General features: G+C 66.7%; 14 protein-coding genes. 6 read left to right on the forward strand and 8 right to left on the reverse strand.

Going from position 1 to position 13,473, the window contains the following annotated elements:
* Nucleotides 1–37 precede the first annotated feature (37 nt).
* The 3 genes from rimI to AC1Q64_RS16330 are packed head-to-tail and all read right to left on the reverse strand — an operon-like array spanning nt 38 to nt 2,302.
* Nucleotides 38–538 (reverse strand): ribosomal protein S18-alanine N-acetyltransferase, encoded by a 501-nt coding sequence (rimI, locus tag AC1Q64_RS16320; RefSeq protein ID WP_291437775.1) that lies wholly within the window; start codon nt 536–538, stop codon nt 38–40.
* Nucleotides 539–561: 23 nt separating this feature from the next.
* Complete coding sequence (tsaB, locus tag AC1Q64_RS16325; protein WP_291437773.1) at nt 562–1,275, reverse strand: tRNA (adenosine(37)-N6)-threonylcarbamoyltransferase complex dimerization subunit type 1 TsaB; 714 nt, start codon at nt 1,273–1,275, stop codon at nt 562–564.
* 46 nt (nt 1,276–1,321) lie between these two features.
* Nucleotides 1,322–2,302, reverse strand: coding sequence for a DMT family transporter (locus tag AC1Q64_RS16330; protein ID WP_492252068.1), 981 nt, complete (start codon nt 2,300–2,302; stop codon nt 1,322–1,324).
* 78 nt (nt 2,303–2,380) lie between these two features.
* Between AC1Q64_RS16330 and dacB the strand changes: the two genes are divergently transcribed.
* The 5 genes from dacB (at nt 2,381) to AC1Q64_RS16355 (ending at nt 7,599) form a co-directional block, all read left to right on the forward strand.
* The gene (gene dacB, locus AC1Q64_RS16335) at nt 2,381–3,856 is read left to right on the forward strand and encodes a D-alanyl-D-alanine carboxypeptidase/D-alanyl-D-alanine endopeptidase (RefSeq protein WP_492252069.1); all 1,476 of its coding nucleotides are present in this window, start codon (nt 2,381–2,383) and stop codon (nt 3,854–3,856) included.
* A 31-nt stretch (nt 3,857–3,887) separates the two neighbouring features.
* On the forward strand, nt 3,888–4,157 hold the full coding sequence (locus tag AC1Q64_RS16340; protein WP_492252070.1) for a SemiSWEET transporter: 270 nt from the start codon (nt 3,888–3,890) through the stop codon (nt 4,155–4,157).
* Nucleotides 4,158–4,290: 133 nt separating this feature from the next.
* The gene (locus tag AC1Q64_RS16345; RefSeq protein ID WP_291437767.1) at nt 4,291–5,589 is read left to right on the forward strand and encodes a lipase family protein; all 1,299 of its coding nucleotides are present in this window, start codon (nt 4,291–4,293) and stop codon (nt 5,587–5,589) included.
* A gap of 155 nt (nt 5,590–5,744) precedes the next feature.
* Nucleotides 5,745–6,887 carry an SGNH/GDSL hydrolase family protein gene (locus AC1Q64_RS16350; RefSeq protein WP_492252071.1) on the forward strand — a complete coding sequence of 381 codons (1,143 nt, stop codon included), beginning with the start codon at nt 5,745–5,747 and terminating at the stop codon, nt 6,885–6,887.
* Between the two features lie 25 nt (nt 6,888–6,912).
* Nucleotides 6,913–7,599: an OmpW/AlkL family protein gene (locus tag AC1Q64_RS16355; RefSeq protein WP_492252072.1), complete on the forward strand. Its 687-nt coding sequence runs from the start codon at nt 6,913–6,915 to the stop codon at nt 7,597–7,599.
* 84 nt (nt 7,600–7,683) lie between these two features.
* Here AC1Q64_RS16355 and AC1Q64_RS16360 read toward each other — a convergent pair whose 3' ends face one another.
* The 4 genes from AC1Q64_RS16360 to purE all read right to left on the reverse strand — a co-directional run bounded on the left by AC1Q64_RS16360 (nt 7,684) and on the right by purE (nt 11,404).
* Nucleotides 7,684–8,637, reverse strand: coding sequence for an SGNH/GDSL hydrolase family protein (locus AC1Q64_RS16360; protein WP_492252073.1), 954 nt, complete (start codon nt 8,635–8,637; stop codon nt 7,684–7,686).
* Between the two features lie 75 nt (nt 8,638–8,712).
* Nucleotides 8,713–9,729 (reverse strand): L-threonylcarbamoyladenylate synthase, encoded by a 1,017-nt coding sequence (locus AC1Q64_RS16365; protein ID WP_492252074.1) that lies wholly within the window; start codon nt 9,727–9,729, stop codon nt 8,713–8,715.
* Between the two features lie 14 nt (nt 9,730–9,743).
* Complete coding sequence (locus tag AC1Q64_RS16370) at nt 9,744–10,913, reverse strand: 5-(carboxyamino)imidazole ribonucleotide synthase (RefSeq protein WP_492252075.1); 1,170 nt, start codon at nt 10,911–10,913, stop codon at nt 9,744–9,746.
* Nucleotides 10,910–11,404, reverse strand: coding sequence for a 5-(carboxyamino)imidazole ribonucleotide mutase (gene purE, locus AC1Q64_RS16375; RefSeq protein ID WP_291437755.1), 495 nt, complete (start codon nt 11,402–11,404; stop codon nt 10,910–10,912). The genes AC1Q64_RS16370 and purE overlap by 4 nt, the downstream gene beginning before the upstream one ends.
* Nucleotides 11,405–11,560: 156 nt before the next feature.
* Between purE and trxA the strand changes: the two genes are divergently transcribed.
* The gene (gene trxA / locus AC1Q64_RS16380) at nt 11,561–12,469 is read left to right on the forward strand and encodes a thioredoxin (protein ID WP_492252076.1); all 909 of its coding nucleotides are present in this window, start codon (nt 11,561–11,563) and stop codon (nt 12,467–12,469) included.
* Nucleotides 12,470–12,545: 76 nt separating this feature from the next.
* Here the strand turns inward: trxA and AC1Q64_RS16385 are convergent, their stop codons facing one another.
* On the reverse strand, nt 12,546–13,466 hold the full coding sequence (locus AC1Q64_RS16385) for a phosphoribosylaminoimidazolesuccinocarboxamide synthase (RefSeq protein ID WP_291437751.1): 921 nt from the start codon (nt 13,464–13,466) through the stop codon (nt 12,546–12,548).
* Between the last annotated feature and the right edge of the window lie 7 nt (nt 13,467–13,473).

Consider the following 13,473-nt stretch of genomic DNA (forward strand, 5'->3'; position numbering starts at 1 on the left):
CATCGGTGGTTCAGCAGGTACGGGGTGCGGTGCGGGGTCAGAGCGCCAGGCTCATGACCACGGCATCTTCGCGCTGTCCGTGTGCTGCGGGGTAGTAACGCTTGCGGTCGCCCACGCGGCGGAACCCGTGGGTCTGGTAGATCTGCTGGGCGCGCAGGTTGCTTGCCCGCACCTCCAGCCACAGCCATTGTGCACCGCGCCCCCGTGACCACAGGGCCAGGGCGTCCAGCAGCACGCGGGCCCAGCCCTGGCGTTGGTACTCGGGGGTGACGGTGATGTTGAGCAGGTGCACCTCATCCACTCCCATCATGGCCACAAAGTATCCCAGCAGGTGCTCATCGGCCATCAGCAGCTGGGCCTCGTAGCCAGACGCCATGGCGTCCGTGAAGTTGCCGCGGGTCCAGGGGTGCGAATAGGCGCGCTGCTCCACGGCCAGCAAGGCGTCGAGCCGGGCCAGGGTCAGGGCCTCAAAGCGCGCCTCGGGGCGGTTTTGGCTGGCATCGGACGGCGATGTGGAGGAGGTAGGCAGTGCGCTCATGCTGGATTCGTTCACCCCTTTTTTCAGGGCGTCACAGCCGCCTGGGCGGCGCGCAGTGCGGTGCGTTCGGCGGTGGTTTGCGCCACTTTATCGCGGATATAGCGCGGCAGGGCGTCACCAGCGGCCACGGCATGGCCCGCTGCAATCAGCGCGGGCGCCAGGCGCAGCAGGGCCGTGGCGGTGGGCAAAGCGGTGACGTGCGTGGCGTTCGGTGCCAGTCGGTCGCCATAGGCTGCGCGGGCATTGCCGGCTACCGTCCAACCATCTGGCGGTTGCACCGACTCGGGCGCCCCTAGGCCAAAATCTTCGTCTGCTTGCCAGCGGGCTTCGGCGGGCAACCATTCGCAGCGCGCGTGATAGACCTCATCCATGCGGGCATCCAGCACTGCCACCACGTGGGTGCAGCCGTGCTGCTGGCGGGCTTCCTCGGCAACGGCCAGAAGGGTGTCCACGGGCAATACCGGCACGCCCTGACCGCCCTTGGCACCGAAGGCCAGCCCCTGGGCCACGGCGCAGGCGGTGCGTAGCCCGGTGAATGAGCCGGGGCCGCGCCCGAACACCACCGCATCCAGTGTGTCGAAGGTCAAGCTCGCCTCCGCCATCAGCGCGCGCACGGCAGGGATCAGTGCCGCCGAGGCCTGCGCTCCCCCCGGCCCCTGGTGCTGCCAGACCCCATCGCCATGCTGCACGGCGATGGAGAGGGTGTCGGTACTGGTGTCAAAGGCGAGCAGATTCATGGGCAGGGTGTGGAGGTCTTGGGTGGCGCGGTCGGGGCACAGGCTCTCAGGAGGTTGCGTTGGCAGCGGCCGCCGGAGCCTGGCTTTTGCGCAGCACGCCCACGAGGATACCGGCGGTGACCAGCAGCAGGCCGGCCACCAGGTTCCAGTGCATCGGCTCATTGAGGAATATCACTGCCCCCATGGCCGACAGGCCGGGCACCAAGGCTGTGATCATGGTCGAGCGTACGGGGCCATAGTGCTGGATCATGCGCGTGAAGCCAATGCCCGAGATCACCACGGAGCCGCCACCCTGGAACAGCATCTGGAACGCGATCTCGCTCCACGGCGCCTGGGCCAGATGGCTGGTGACCGCACCCAGCCAGACCAGCATCGCATAGCTGGGCAGGTACACCATGCAGGCAAACGCGGTGATGGCGATGGTGGCCTGCACCGCATCGACCGCGTGGCGCCGCGCCAGCACGCTGTAGGTGGCCCAGGACGACGCGGCCAGCACGAACAGCAGGTCGCCCTTCCAGACGTCCCCGCCCGAAAACGCCGCCAGCAGGCTGCGCCCGCCTACCAGCAGATCGCCTGCCACGATCAGCGCCAGGCCGGCGGCGCGCAGCGGGGTGATGTAGTCGCGCAGCAGCCAGGCGGCCAGCAGCGCCGTCCACAGTGGCAGGCTGCCCGGCATGAGCACGGCCGCATGGGTGGCTGGCGCATGGAAGAACCCTGAATAGGCCAGCAGCGCATACAGCAGCCCGCCAAAGCTGCCCAGCAGCGCCGTGGTGCGCAAGGGCAGGGGGGAGATGCCCGCCAGGCTGGACGGCGGTGCCGAGGCAACCGATGCCGCCTGGCGCTGTCGCACCATCCACCAGCCCCAGGGCAGCAACACCAGGCTGGCGCCCACGATGCGCAGCAGCGCAATGTCGAACGGGGTGAGCGTGCGCTGGGCCGAGGCGCGGGCGATGATGATGAAGCCCGTCCAGATGGTGACGGTTACCACGGCCGCCAGCAAGCCGATGGTGCGGGGAGAAAAACGCATCGCGCGATTATCGGCGCCCGCCGCATGCTGTGCTGACGCGGGGCCCAGTGCGGGTGTGCGGGCGATAGACTCACCGCCATGTTGTCTGTTTCTGCTCTTTGGCGCCGCCGTGTGCTGCGTGGTGTGTTGGGTTGGGGTGCTGCGTGGCTCGTTGTGGTGGGCGCGGCGGGCCCGGCGGGTGCGCAGACAGTGGCGCCGGCAACCGGCCCTGTGCCGCCCGAGGTGGAGGCCGCGCTGGCCCGCGCCAAGCTGCCCCGCGAGGCCCTGGCGGTGATGGTGGTGGACGCGCAACCTGCCGGCAAGGCCGGCCCGCGCCTTTCGCACCGCGCCCAGGCCCCCGTGAACCCCGCGTCAGTGATGAAGCTGGTGACCACCTACGCGGCGCTGGAGCAGTTGGGCCCCGCCTATGTCTGGAACACGCCGGTGTACGTGCAGGGCACGGTGCAGGACGGCAGCTTGCGGGGCAATGTGTACATCCAGGGCCAGGGCGACCCCAAGCTGGTCATGGAGCGGTTGTGGCTGCTGATGCGGCGGCTGCAGGGCCAGGGCATCCAGGTCATCGTGGGCGATATCGTGCTGGACCGCACGGCGTTCGACGTGCCCGACCAGGACCCGGCGCGGTTTGATGGCGAGCCGCTGCGGCCCTACAACGCCTCACCCGACGCCCTGCTGCTCAACTACAAATCGTCGGTGATGACCTTTGTGCCCGATGGGGCCGCCGGTCTGGCGCGCATCCAGTACGACCCGCCTCTGGCCGGGGTGCAGCGTCAGTCCACGGTGGCGCTGGCGGCGCCGGGCGCAGACTGTGGGGACTGGCGCACGGCCTTGCGGGCGGAGCTGTCCGACCCCTCCAGGGTGTCTTTCCAGGGCGTGTACCCCGCAGCGTGTGGCGAACGCGTGTGGCCGGTGGCGGCGGCCGACCCGCGCGGCTTTGCGGCGCGGGCAGTGGAGGGCATGTGGCGCGAACTGGGTGGAAAGCTCACGGGCAGCGTGCGCGACGGCAAGGTGCCCCCGGGTCTCAAGCCCGCGTTTGTGGTCACGTCCCCCGCACTGGCCGAGGTGGTGCGCGACGTGAACAAGTACAGCAACAACGTGATGGCGCAGCAGGTCTTTCTGACCCTGGCGCTGCAAAAAAACGGTGTGGCCACGTTCGACGGCGCCCGCGAGGTGCTGCGCCAGTGGTGGCAGGCCCGCATGGGCGATGCCGACCTGCCGCAGGTGGACAACGGCGCCGGGCTCAGCCGCGACGCCCGCCTGACTGCGCAGGCCCTCGCCCGCATGCTGCAGGTGGCCTGGGTGTCGCCCGTGATGCCCGAGCTGGTGGCGTCGCTGCCGATCACGGGGGTGGACGGCACGCTGCGCCGCAGCCAGAGCCGTGCTGGCACCGCCCACCTCAAGACAGGCAGCCTGCGCGACGTGATGGCTGTCGCAGGTTATGTGCATGCCGCCAGCGGGCGCCGCTATGTGCTGGTGGCCGTGGTCAACCACGCCAATGCAGGGGCAGCGCGGCCCGTACTCGACAGCCTCATCGACTGGACGGCGCGCGAGCAGTGAATAATCGCTGCTGCCCTGCGCTTTCCCCACCATGCAACTCTATGAACTGATCGGCTACCTGGCCGCCTGCCTGACCACCTGCAGCTTTGTACCGCAGGCCTTGCATACCTTTCGCACGCGGGACGTGAGCGGTATCTCGCTGGGCATGTACAGCGTTTTCACGGTGGGGGTTGCCCTGTGGCTGGCCTACGGCCTGGCGCTGGCGGCCTGGCCCATCGTGGTGGCCAATGCCATCACCCTGGCCCTCGCGGGCACCATTCTGGGCATGAAGGTGTTGTACGGCGTACGCCGTCCCGACTGAGCGGTCACGCAGGCGCCGGCGCGCTGTCGCCTAGGTGTCTGGCCGCGCGTGGTCTCCCGCGTTATCCCCTATGGATGCTGCAGCGCAGGTGCGCGCACGATGCGTCGTTCTTCACTGACCGAGGTATCCATCCATGACCTATTTCCGCCTTACCTGTGTGGCCGCTGCAGCGGTCCTGCTTGTCGCCTGCGGTGGCTCTGACGACCCGGCGCGCGGCGCACTGATCGACCCACCTGCCACGCTCACCACGCTCACCGTGGCGCAGATCGACGCGGCCACGGCCAGCAGCGGCCTGCAGGCGCTCAGCGGCAAGGCCAAGTGCGATGTGAAGGTGGTGTCTCTGAACTATGCGACTGTGGGTGCCAAGAGCGGCGAAAACACCAACGCCTCTGGCGTGATGCTGGTGCCGGCCGGCACGTGCACCACGGCCGCCCCGCTGGTGGCCTATGCCAAGGGCACCGACATGCAAAAGCCACGCACCCTGGCCAACCCGCAAGACAGCGAAACCTTCCTGCTGGCGGCCATGTACGCCGCGCAGGGCTATGCGGTGGTGGCCACCGACTACCTGGGCTTTGCCAAGTCGGGCTACAGCTATCACCCCTACCTGCATGCCGACTCGGAAGCCACCTCGGTCATTGACTCGGTGCGTGCTGCACGCAATGCGGCCGGCACGGTGGGAGCCACGCTGTCTGGCAAGGTGATGTTCACTGGTTACTCGCAGGGCGGCCACTCGTCCATGGCAGCGCAGCGCGCCGCTGAGCGGGACTACGGCAACGAATTCAATGTGGTCGCAGGCGCACACCTGGCAGGCCCCTACAACCTGTCGGGTTCGCTGCGCATTCCGGACGCGATCGCGGGCGTGCAGTTCTTCGTGCCCTACCTTGTCACGGCCTGGCAGAAGGTCTATGGCAACGTCTATACCGATGTGAAGGATGTGTTCAAGGCACCGTACTCGGGCTACATCGAGAACCTGCTGCCCAATCCCACGCTCAACTACACCACCCTGGTGACCACGGGTACGCTGCCCTCGGGCACACCCAACCAGGCGCGTGACGCGCTGTTCCAGTCGGCATTCATCACTGGCTCGCAGACCAGCACCACCCACCCGCTGTACCTGGCCGCCAAAAAGAACGACCTGCTGGGCTGGACCCCCAAGGCGCGTGTGATGTTGTGTGGTGGCGCAGGTGACCCCACCGTGCCCCCTGCCGTGCACCAGTCCGTCATGAAGGCCGACTTTGACAGCCGTGGCGTGACCAATGTGACGTCCGTTGATGTGGACGCCGCCATCCAGGCCACCTATGGTCCCGGCGGCAAGGCGCCGACCGACCCCACCTCGGCGGCGTTTGCCACCTACTACGGCAGCTACCACGGCACCTATGAGCCACCTTTCTGCCATGCGCAGGCCAAGGCGGTGTTCGACACCGTCAAATGACGGCTGTGAGGCGTGTGTGAAGCGCCACACAGGCTTTTAGAACCTGCACCCTAAGCCCCACCGGTGTTTACCCGGTGGGGTTTTTTTGTTTTGGCAACTAAGATGGAAAGGAATAGCACGATCGTTCTATTTTTACGATAACAGGAGTGATACCGATGGTTTTCCAGCGCAAGGCTTTGTGGGTTTCTCTGGCAGCAGCGTCGTTGCTGGTAGCGTGCGGAGGCGGCGGTGCCGACACCTCCCCGGTGGCACCCATCAAGACCGTCAAGGTCATGGGTGACAGCATTGCCGACAGCGGCACGTTCGGCTTCAAGTTCACGGTGCAGGGCAGCGCGCCTACAGGCCCATTGTCCACCCCCATCTGGCCGGAGCTGGTGGCCAGCAGCTACAGCAACACGCTGTGCCCCCGCTATGTGTCCACAGGCAGCGCCTTCAACAACGCGGCGGGCTGCACCAATTACGCCATCGGCGGTGGTCGCATCAACAACTTCACGGCCCCCACGTCGCCCGTGTCCATCGTCAAGCAACTGACTGACGCAGGCGCCGACGGCTTCAGTGCGGGTGATCTGCTGCTGATCGACGGCGGTGGCAACGATGCTGCGGATCTCATCGGTGCCTACCTGTCGGCTTCCAGGGACGGCGGTGCCGCCTTTGGTGCCCTGCTCTCCACTCTGCTGCCTGCGGCCACGGTCAACGCCGGCCTCGCGGGTGGCGCCACGGGTCAGGCCCAGGTGGGCGGCGCCTATATGGTGGCGCTGGCTGACAAGTTCCACGACGCGATAGAAGCCAACGCACTGAACAAGGGCGCGCAGCGTGTGGCTGTGCTCAACATGCCGGCCATCGACAAGACGCCACGTCTGCAGCAGGTGCTCGGCGGTATCACGGCGTCAGCGGGCGCCGCCACCAGCGCGCAAGTGCAGGGGCTGCTCAAGGCTTGGCTCGAAGCCTTCAACGCCCAGCTGGCCAAACGTTTTGCGGGCAATAGCAAGGTGGTGGTGGTGGACTTCTACACCTCGTTCAACGACCAGGTGGCGAACCCCGCACAGTTCGGGCTTACCAACGCCAAGAACACCGCGTGCCCCATCACCGGCCAAGGTGCTGACGGCCTGCCCACCTATACCTTCCCCACGTGCACGGCGGCAGCTTTGTCGGCACAGACGCCGCCCGCAGGCGCCACGGGCGGCGCGGACTGGTGGAAGACCTATGCGTTCTCCGACAGCTTCCACCCCACGCCGTATGGCCACCAGCTGGTCAGCCAGCTGGTATCGCGTTCGCTGGCCCGCGCGGGCTGGCTGTAATCGGCAGTTGAAGGGTTCATACACCATGCAAAACAAAACCATCACCCCTTCCCTGGCTGGCGTTGGGGCCGCACTGGCGCTCACCCTGTCCGGCGGCGCGCAGGCCCAGACCGCTGGCAGCTGGCTGGTGCGCGCGGGCGCCACGCAAATCGCGCCCCAGGTCACCAGTGGCGACCTGTCCGCGCCCAGCTTCACGGGCACCAAGGTGGACGTGCATGCCGACACGCAGCTGGCTGGCGGCATCACCTACATGCTCACTGACCACTGGGCGGTGGACGTGCCCCTGGCACTGCCTTTCAAGCACAACATCATGGGCGCCGGAGCCATCGGCGGCGTGGGCAAGATCGGCGAGGTCAAGGTGCTGCCCATGACCGTGTTCGCGCAGTACCGCTTTCTGGAGGCCAATGCGCGGGTGCGCCCCTACGTGGGCCTGGGCGTGACCTACGCCAAGTTCTTCAAGGAGCGGGGGACCGCCGCGCTGACTGGTCTGACCGGTGGCAGTCCCTCCCGTCCCACCACGCTGAGCGCTGAATCGCGGTTTGGCCTCACGCCTCAGGTGGGGGTGAGCATTGCGCTCAACGACCAATGGTCGCTGGACGTGGCGTACTACAAGACCTTTGTGAAGACCCGCAACACCCTGTCCACAGGCCAGACCATCGACGTCAAGCTCAACCCCAACGTGGTGGCGCTGGGCATGGTGTATCGGTTCTGACCTTCATCCGGGGCAGATCGATGGCCCACAAAAAAGCCGCCCACTGGGCGGCTTTTTGCTGGGTGGAGCGCGGAGCGCACCGGCTTACCAGCGTGCGCGCAGGCGGTCGTAGGCGTAGGTGCCAAACTGGCGCTGGGCCGATGGCGTCAGGTACACGCTGTCGGCAAACACGAACGAGGTGGCATTCGCGCCCGACAGCAGCGTGGACGACGTGCACAGGGCCGAATTGACCTGGCCCGCGCCGATGCCGATACCGTTGTTCGCGTCCACCGACGTACACACGGCCGCCGTGGAGTTGTTGAAGCCATAGTTGCCCGGCACGCTGGTGTACAGGTTCACGTAGTAGGCCGAGTCCACGTACAGCACGTTGGCGCCCAGGTCCACGATGCCCACCAGCAGGCCTTCGTTGAAGCGGCTGCTGGCGTTGCTCAGCAGGGCTTCGCGGCCAATGGACTTGGCCCAGGGGGTCTTGCTCAGGTCGTAGGTGCCGGTCACCACCACATACTTGGCGCCCGCCGTCACCAAGCGGCGCACCTGTGCAGCCAGGTCCTCCCCAGCCTTGCGGGCGGCGGCCACCATGGCGTCCTGGGTCTGGGTGCCTGCGTTCACAGCGGCCATGCCGGCGATCACGTCGCTGACGCCACCGCTCACGATCACCACGTCGGTGGCCGCAAAGCTGCCACTGGCCAGAAAGGTATCGATTTGTTCGGTGACGGTCCGGGTGCTGGCATTGCCTGCGGCGTCGGGCTTGGCGCTGACCCGTGCGTTGCCAGTGGCGTAGCTCAGGCCGCCTGCGGAGACCGGGGCGAGCGACTTGCCGTAGTTGGCCACCAGTTGCAGGGTCCAGTTGTTGACGCTGCCGTCATTGACGGTGTAACGCGAGCCGTTTTGCCCCACATCGTTCATGGCGTCGCCGAACGCAATAAAGCGCTGGGGCGAGATGGCCGATTCGGTGGTGCTGGAACCGCAGGCCGCGAGCAACGCGGCCGACGCACATGCGGCGACCATGATGGTGCGGCGCATCCAATTTGCTGCCATGTATTTCTCCAGAAAAGTGGGGGGTAGTTTAACGACGCAAAGTCAACGGATGTAAAGCGGCGCCATCGTGCCTGGTCAGGCGGCGGAGGCGCGCTGCAGGCGGTCGCGCACGCCCTCCCAGTCGGGGCTCGCCGGCGGGGTCTCGATCCAGATCAGCTTCACGCCCTCGTCGTCAAAACCGCGCAGCACGGCGAACAGCTGCTGCGCTGTGGCAGCCGCGTCATCGGGCATGCGCCGCATGACCAGCTTGGAGGACCGACTGCGCAACGCAGCGCGGGCATAGATCGCAATGTGGGCGGCATCGGTACCCAGCAGGTCCAGGCTGGTCTGCAGCGCCTTCGCGTCCATCAGCCGCACCTTGGCGCTAGGGGCATAGTGAGCCTCCAGCGTGCCCGAGGCGCGGGGTGTGGCCGTGGGGAGGTCTTCCTTGGACAGCGGGGCCATGCCGCAAGCGGCCGCAATCTGCGCCCGGGTGATGGCGCCGGGCCGCAGCAGCACGGGCACACCACGCGTGCAGTCCACGATGGTGCTTTCAATGCCTACATCGCAGGGCCCGCCGTCCAGCACCAGCAGGTCGTCGCCCAGCTCGTCCTGCACATGCTGGGCGGCGGTGGGGCTCACGCGGCCAAAACGGTTGGCACTGGGGGCTGCAACGCCCCACACGGGAGGGCCGCCGGCCTCATTACTGTCGCCAGCGGCTGCGCAGGCCACCAGCAGGGCGTGGGCCACGGGGTGCGCGGGGCAGCGCAATCCCACGCTGTCCTGCCCGCCGGTGGCGGCGGTGGCTACGCTGGGCAAGCGCGGCAGGATGAGCGTGAGCGGGCCGGGCCAGAAGGCATCCACGAGCTTTTGTGCAAAGCCGGGCACTTCACTGGCGAAATGCGCAATGCCCTCGGCATTGGCCACGTGCACGATCAGTGGGTGGTCGCTGGGCCGCCCCTTCGCGGCAAAGATCTGCGCCACGGCGGTATCGCTGCTGGCATCGGCCGCGAGGCCATACACCGTTTCGGTGGGGAGACCCAGCAGGGCGCCGCTGCGCACTGCGCGTGCAGCGGTGGCGATGGCCTGGGGGTCGTTGCCGTCGAGAATCATGGAAACAGCCTGGCTCAGAAGGGCTCGATCCCCAGCAGCGCTGCAGCCTGCAGGGCCGTGGCGCGCGCAGCCTCGGGGGTGGCGGCGGTGATGTTCAGGTGCCCCATCTTGCGGCCGCGCTTGGCGTCGCGCTTGCCATACAGGTGCAGGTGGGTGCCGGGCAGGGCCAGTACCTGGGCCCAGGGCGGGGTCTGCGCCGCGTCGCCGTGGGCAAACCACAGGTCGCCGAGCAGGTTCAGCATGACGGCAGCGCTGTGCTGGCGCGGCTGCGTCAGCGGCAGGCGGGCCATGGTGCGCACCTGCAGTTCGAACTGCGACACATCGCAGGCGTTCTGGCTGTAGTGGCCGCTGTTGTGCGGGCGTGGGGCTATCTCGTTGACCACCAGGCTGCCGTCCTGCAGCACAAAGAACTCTACGCACAGCACACCCACGTACTGCAGGCCTTCTGCTACAGATTTTGCAGCGGTTACCGCTTGAACCACTAGCGCTTGCGGCAGATTTCCTTCATAAACCTCGGTCACGGCCAGGATACCGTCGCGGTGCAGGTTGCGCTGCACGGGCAGGTGCACCATCGTGCCATCGGTACCACGCGCCACGATGACGGAGCATTCCAGCTGCAGCGGCAGCATCTTCTCCAGCACGCAGGCCACCTGGCCGACCGAATCCCATGCAGCGGCCAGCTCGGCGGGCGTCTTCACGCGCACCTGGCCCTTGCCGTCGTAGCCCATGCGGGCCGTCTTGAGGATGCCGGGCAACAGGTGGGGGGATACGGCGGCCAGTTGCTCTGCGGCTTCGATCACGGCATACGGCGCGCAGGGCACGCCGCAGGCCATAAAGTGCGCCTTCTCGCGCGCACGGTCTTGCGCCACCGACACGGCGCCGGCAGCGGGCGACACGGGGCGTTGCGTGGCCAGGGTGGCCAATGCAGCGGCGGGTACGTTCTCGAACTCGGTGGTCACCGCGTCCGACAGGCGGGCCAGCTCCGCGAGGCCCTGCGGGTCTTCGTAACCCGTCTGGATGTGGTGGTGGCTCACCAGCCCGGCAGGGCTGGTGGGGTCGGCATCTAGCACGGCCGTGAAGTAGCCCATGGCCTGGGCCTGGTGCACGAACATGCGGCCCAGCTGGCCGCCACCCAGAACGCCCAACGTCGATCCGGGAAGCAAGGGTTGCATGGCGGCGCTCATGCAGCGGGCGGCAGGGTCATGTTGCGGGCCACTTCCGTCTGCTCGGCGCGGAAGGCTTCCAGGCGCTGGCGCAGCTCGGGGCTCTCATTGGCCAGCAGGGCCACGGCAAACAGGGCTGCATTGGCCGCGCCGGCTGTGCCGATGGCAAACGTCGCTACAGGGATGCCCTTGGGCATCTGCACAATGCTGTGCAGCGAATCCACGCCCTGCAGGTGGCGGCTGGCCACAGGCACGCCCAGCACGGGCACGGTGGTCTTGGCCGCGATCATGCCGGGCAAGTGCGCAGCGCCGCCGGCCCCGGCGATGATGGCCTTCAGGCCCCGGCCTGCAGCGACCTCGGCGTAGGCAAACATGTCATCGGGCATGCGGTGGGCCGACACCACGCGGGCCTCGTGCGCGATGCCGAACTGTTCAAGGATTTGCACTGCATGTTGCATGGTGTCCCAGTCGCTGCTGGAACCCATGACCACGCCGATCTGGATGGGTTTCATGGTGTGGAGGGTGCTGGCCGGCAGGCGTTGCCTGCCCAGCCGCTGTAGGTAGAACCCGCGATTTTACTTTTTGCGCCTCCCTGGCGGGTGTGGGGCTGTTTCGATGGGCCAAAATAGAGCGCAAACTGCTCCACAGGCCCCGGGCCCCACACCATCATGATTGACGTCACCGTAGAGAACTTTGAAGCCGAGGTGGTAGCTGCCTCCATGAACGTGCCCGTGCTGGTGGACTTCTGGGCGCCCTGGTGTGGCCCCTGCAAGTCGCTGGGTCCGGTGCTGGAAAAGCTGGAGACGGAATATGCCGGCCGCTTCAAGCTCGCCAAGATCGACTCTGACCAGGAGCAGCAACTGGCAGGCATGTTCGGCATCCGCAGCATCCCCACCTGCGTGCTGCTGATGAACGGTCAGCCTGTCGATGGTTTCATGGGCGCCTTGCCCGAAGGCCAGGTGCGCGCCTTCCTCGACAAGCACGTGCCTACTGCCGAAGAAATGGTGGCCGAGGCCGAGGAAGAAGAAGCGCAGGAAGCTCTGGCCGAGGGCGATACCGGCACCGCACTGGAGAAGCTGCAACACGCCGTCGTGACAGACCCTGCCAACGACGACGCGCGCTTTGACTACGTCAAGCTGCTGCTGCAGCTCGGGCGCGAGGACGATGCCAAGGTGGCTTTTGCACCCGTGATCGCCAAGGCCGCCATGTCGCGCAAGCTAGGCGCCCTCAAGGTCTGGATGGATGCTCTTGATTTTGTAGCGTCTGGCGCATATGACGCTAGCGCTGAGGCCGGATTTGAGGCAAAAATCGCCGCGAACAAGCGGGATTTTGACACCCGCTATGCCCGGGCCCGCTGGCTCATCACTCAGCAGCGCTGGACCGACGCCATGGATGAGCTGCTCGAAATCCTCATGCGCGACAAGGCGTGGAGCGAAGAGATCGCCCGCAAGACCTATGTCGCCATCCTCGAACTGATCGAGGCGCCCAAGCCCAAGGTCGCCGATGGCCAGATCCCGCCCGAAGATCCGGTGGTGGCGACTTACCGCCGGCGGTTGTCGAGCGTCGTGCTGAGCTGAGACAACGCACTGCCAAAGAGAAAAGGCCCGTCAAGGGCCTTTTTCACGGGTGCACAGACGCTGGTAGCAGTCCAGGTCAGCTTGTCAGCCGCTCCAGGGCCTCGCGGTACTTGGCCGCCGTCTTTTCAATCACCGCCTGGGGCAGGCGGGGCGATGGGGGGGTCTTGTCCCAGGGCTTGCCGTTGACCTGGGCCTGCTCCAGCCAGTCACGCACAAACTGCTTGTCGTAGCTGGGCGGGTTTTCGCCCTTGGCCAGAGCCTCCGCGTAGCCTTCCACGGGCCAGTAGCGGGAGCTGTCGGGGGTCAGCACCTCGTCCATCAGCACCAGCGTGCCGTCGGGTGCCAGGCCAAACTCGAACTTGGTGTCGGCAATGATCATGCCCTTGGTGAGCGCGATGTCGGCCGCTGCCTTGTAGATGGCAATGCTCAGATCGCGGATGCGTGTGGCCAGGTCCAGACCGATCATCTCCACCGTGCGCTCGAAGGTGATGTTCTCGTCGTGCTCGCCCATGGCGGCCTTGGCAGCGGGCGTGTAGATGGGCTCGGGCAGCTTGGCGGCGTTGGTCAGACCTTCGGGCAGGGGCACGCCGCAGACCGAGCGCGACTCCTGGTATTCCTTCCAGCCGCTGCCGGCCAGGTAGCCGCGCACCACGGCTTCGACCGGGATAGGCTGGAGGCGCTGGACCAGCATCGAGCGCCCACGGATCTGGGGCGCTTCTTCGGGGCTCACCACGCTCTCGGGGGCGTCGCCTGTCAGGTGGTTGGGGCAGATATGACCCAGCTTGTCGAACCAGAACAGGGCCATCTGCGTGAGCAGCTCGCCTTTGCCTGGAATGGGTTCGCCCATGATGACGTCGAATGCCGACAGGCGGTCGCTGGCCACCATCAGGATGCGGTTGTCGCCCACGGCGTAGTTGTCGCGCACCTTGCCGCGTGCCAGCAGGGGCAGCGAAGTCAGGGCCGAAGTGTGCAGGGCGGTGGAGCTGGGCTGGGTCATGGTGTCG

This window comes from Acidovorax sp. GW835-FHT14G06, from assembly GCF_058793595.1.

Excerpts from the sequence above, each read along its gene's own strand:
- tsaB (WP_291437773.1), bottom strand. The coding sequence starts at position 1,275 with ATGAATCTGCTCGCCTTTGACACCAGTACCGACACCCTCTCCATCGCC.
- AC1Q64_RS16355 (WP_492252072.1), top strand. The coding sequence starts at position 6,913 with ATGCAAAACAAAACCATCACCCCTTCCCTGGCTGGCGTTGGGGCCGCA.
- AC1Q64_RS16330 (WP_492252068.1), bottom strand. The coding sequence starts at position 2,302 with ATGCGTTTTTCTCCCCGCACCATCGGCTTGCTGGCGGCCGTGGTAACC.
- AC1Q64_RS16385 (WP_291437751.1), bottom strand. The coding sequence starts at position 13,466 with ATGACCCAGCCCAGCTCCACCGCCCTGCACACTTCGGCCCTGACTTCG.
- AC1Q64_RS16360 (WP_492252073.1), bottom strand. The coding sequence starts at position 8,637 with ATGGCAGCAAATTGGATGCGCCGCACCATCATGGTCGCCGCATGTGCG.
- AC1Q64_RS16365 (WP_492252074.1), bottom strand. The coding sequence starts at position 9,729 with ATGATTCTCGACGGCAACGACCCCCAGGCCATCGCCACCGCTGCACGC.
- purE (WP_291437755.1), bottom strand. The coding sequence starts at position 11,404 with ATGAAACCCATCCAGATCGGCGTGGTCATGGGTTCCAGCAGCGACTGG.
- rimI (WP_291437775.1), bottom strand. The coding sequence starts at position 538 with ATGAGCGCACTGCCTACCTCCTCCACATCGCCGTCCGATGCCAGCCAA.
- AC1Q64_RS16350 (WP_492252071.1), top strand. The coding sequence starts at position 5,745 with ATGGTTTTCCAGCGCAAGGCTTTGTGGGTTTCTCTGGCAGCAGCGTCG.
- dacB (WP_492252069.1), top strand. The coding sequence starts at position 2,381 with ATGTTGTCTGTTTCTGCTCTTTGGCGCCGCCGTGTGCTGCGTGGTGTG.
- AC1Q64_RS16345 (WP_291437767.1), top strand. The coding sequence starts at position 4,291 with ATGACCTATTTCCGCCTTACCTGTGTGGCCGCTGCAGCGGTCCTGCTT.
- trxA (WP_492252076.1), top strand. The coding sequence starts at position 11,561 with ATGATTGACGTCACCGTAGAGAACTTTGAAGCCGAGGTGGTAGCTGCC.
- AC1Q64_RS16370 (WP_492252075.1), bottom strand. The coding sequence starts at position 10,913 with ATGAGCGCCGCCATGCAACCCTTGCTTCCCGGATCGACGTTGGGCGTT.
- AC1Q64_RS16340 (WP_492252070.1), top strand. The coding sequence starts at position 3,888 with ATGCAACTCTATGAACTGATCGGCTACCTGGCCGCCTGCCTGACCACC.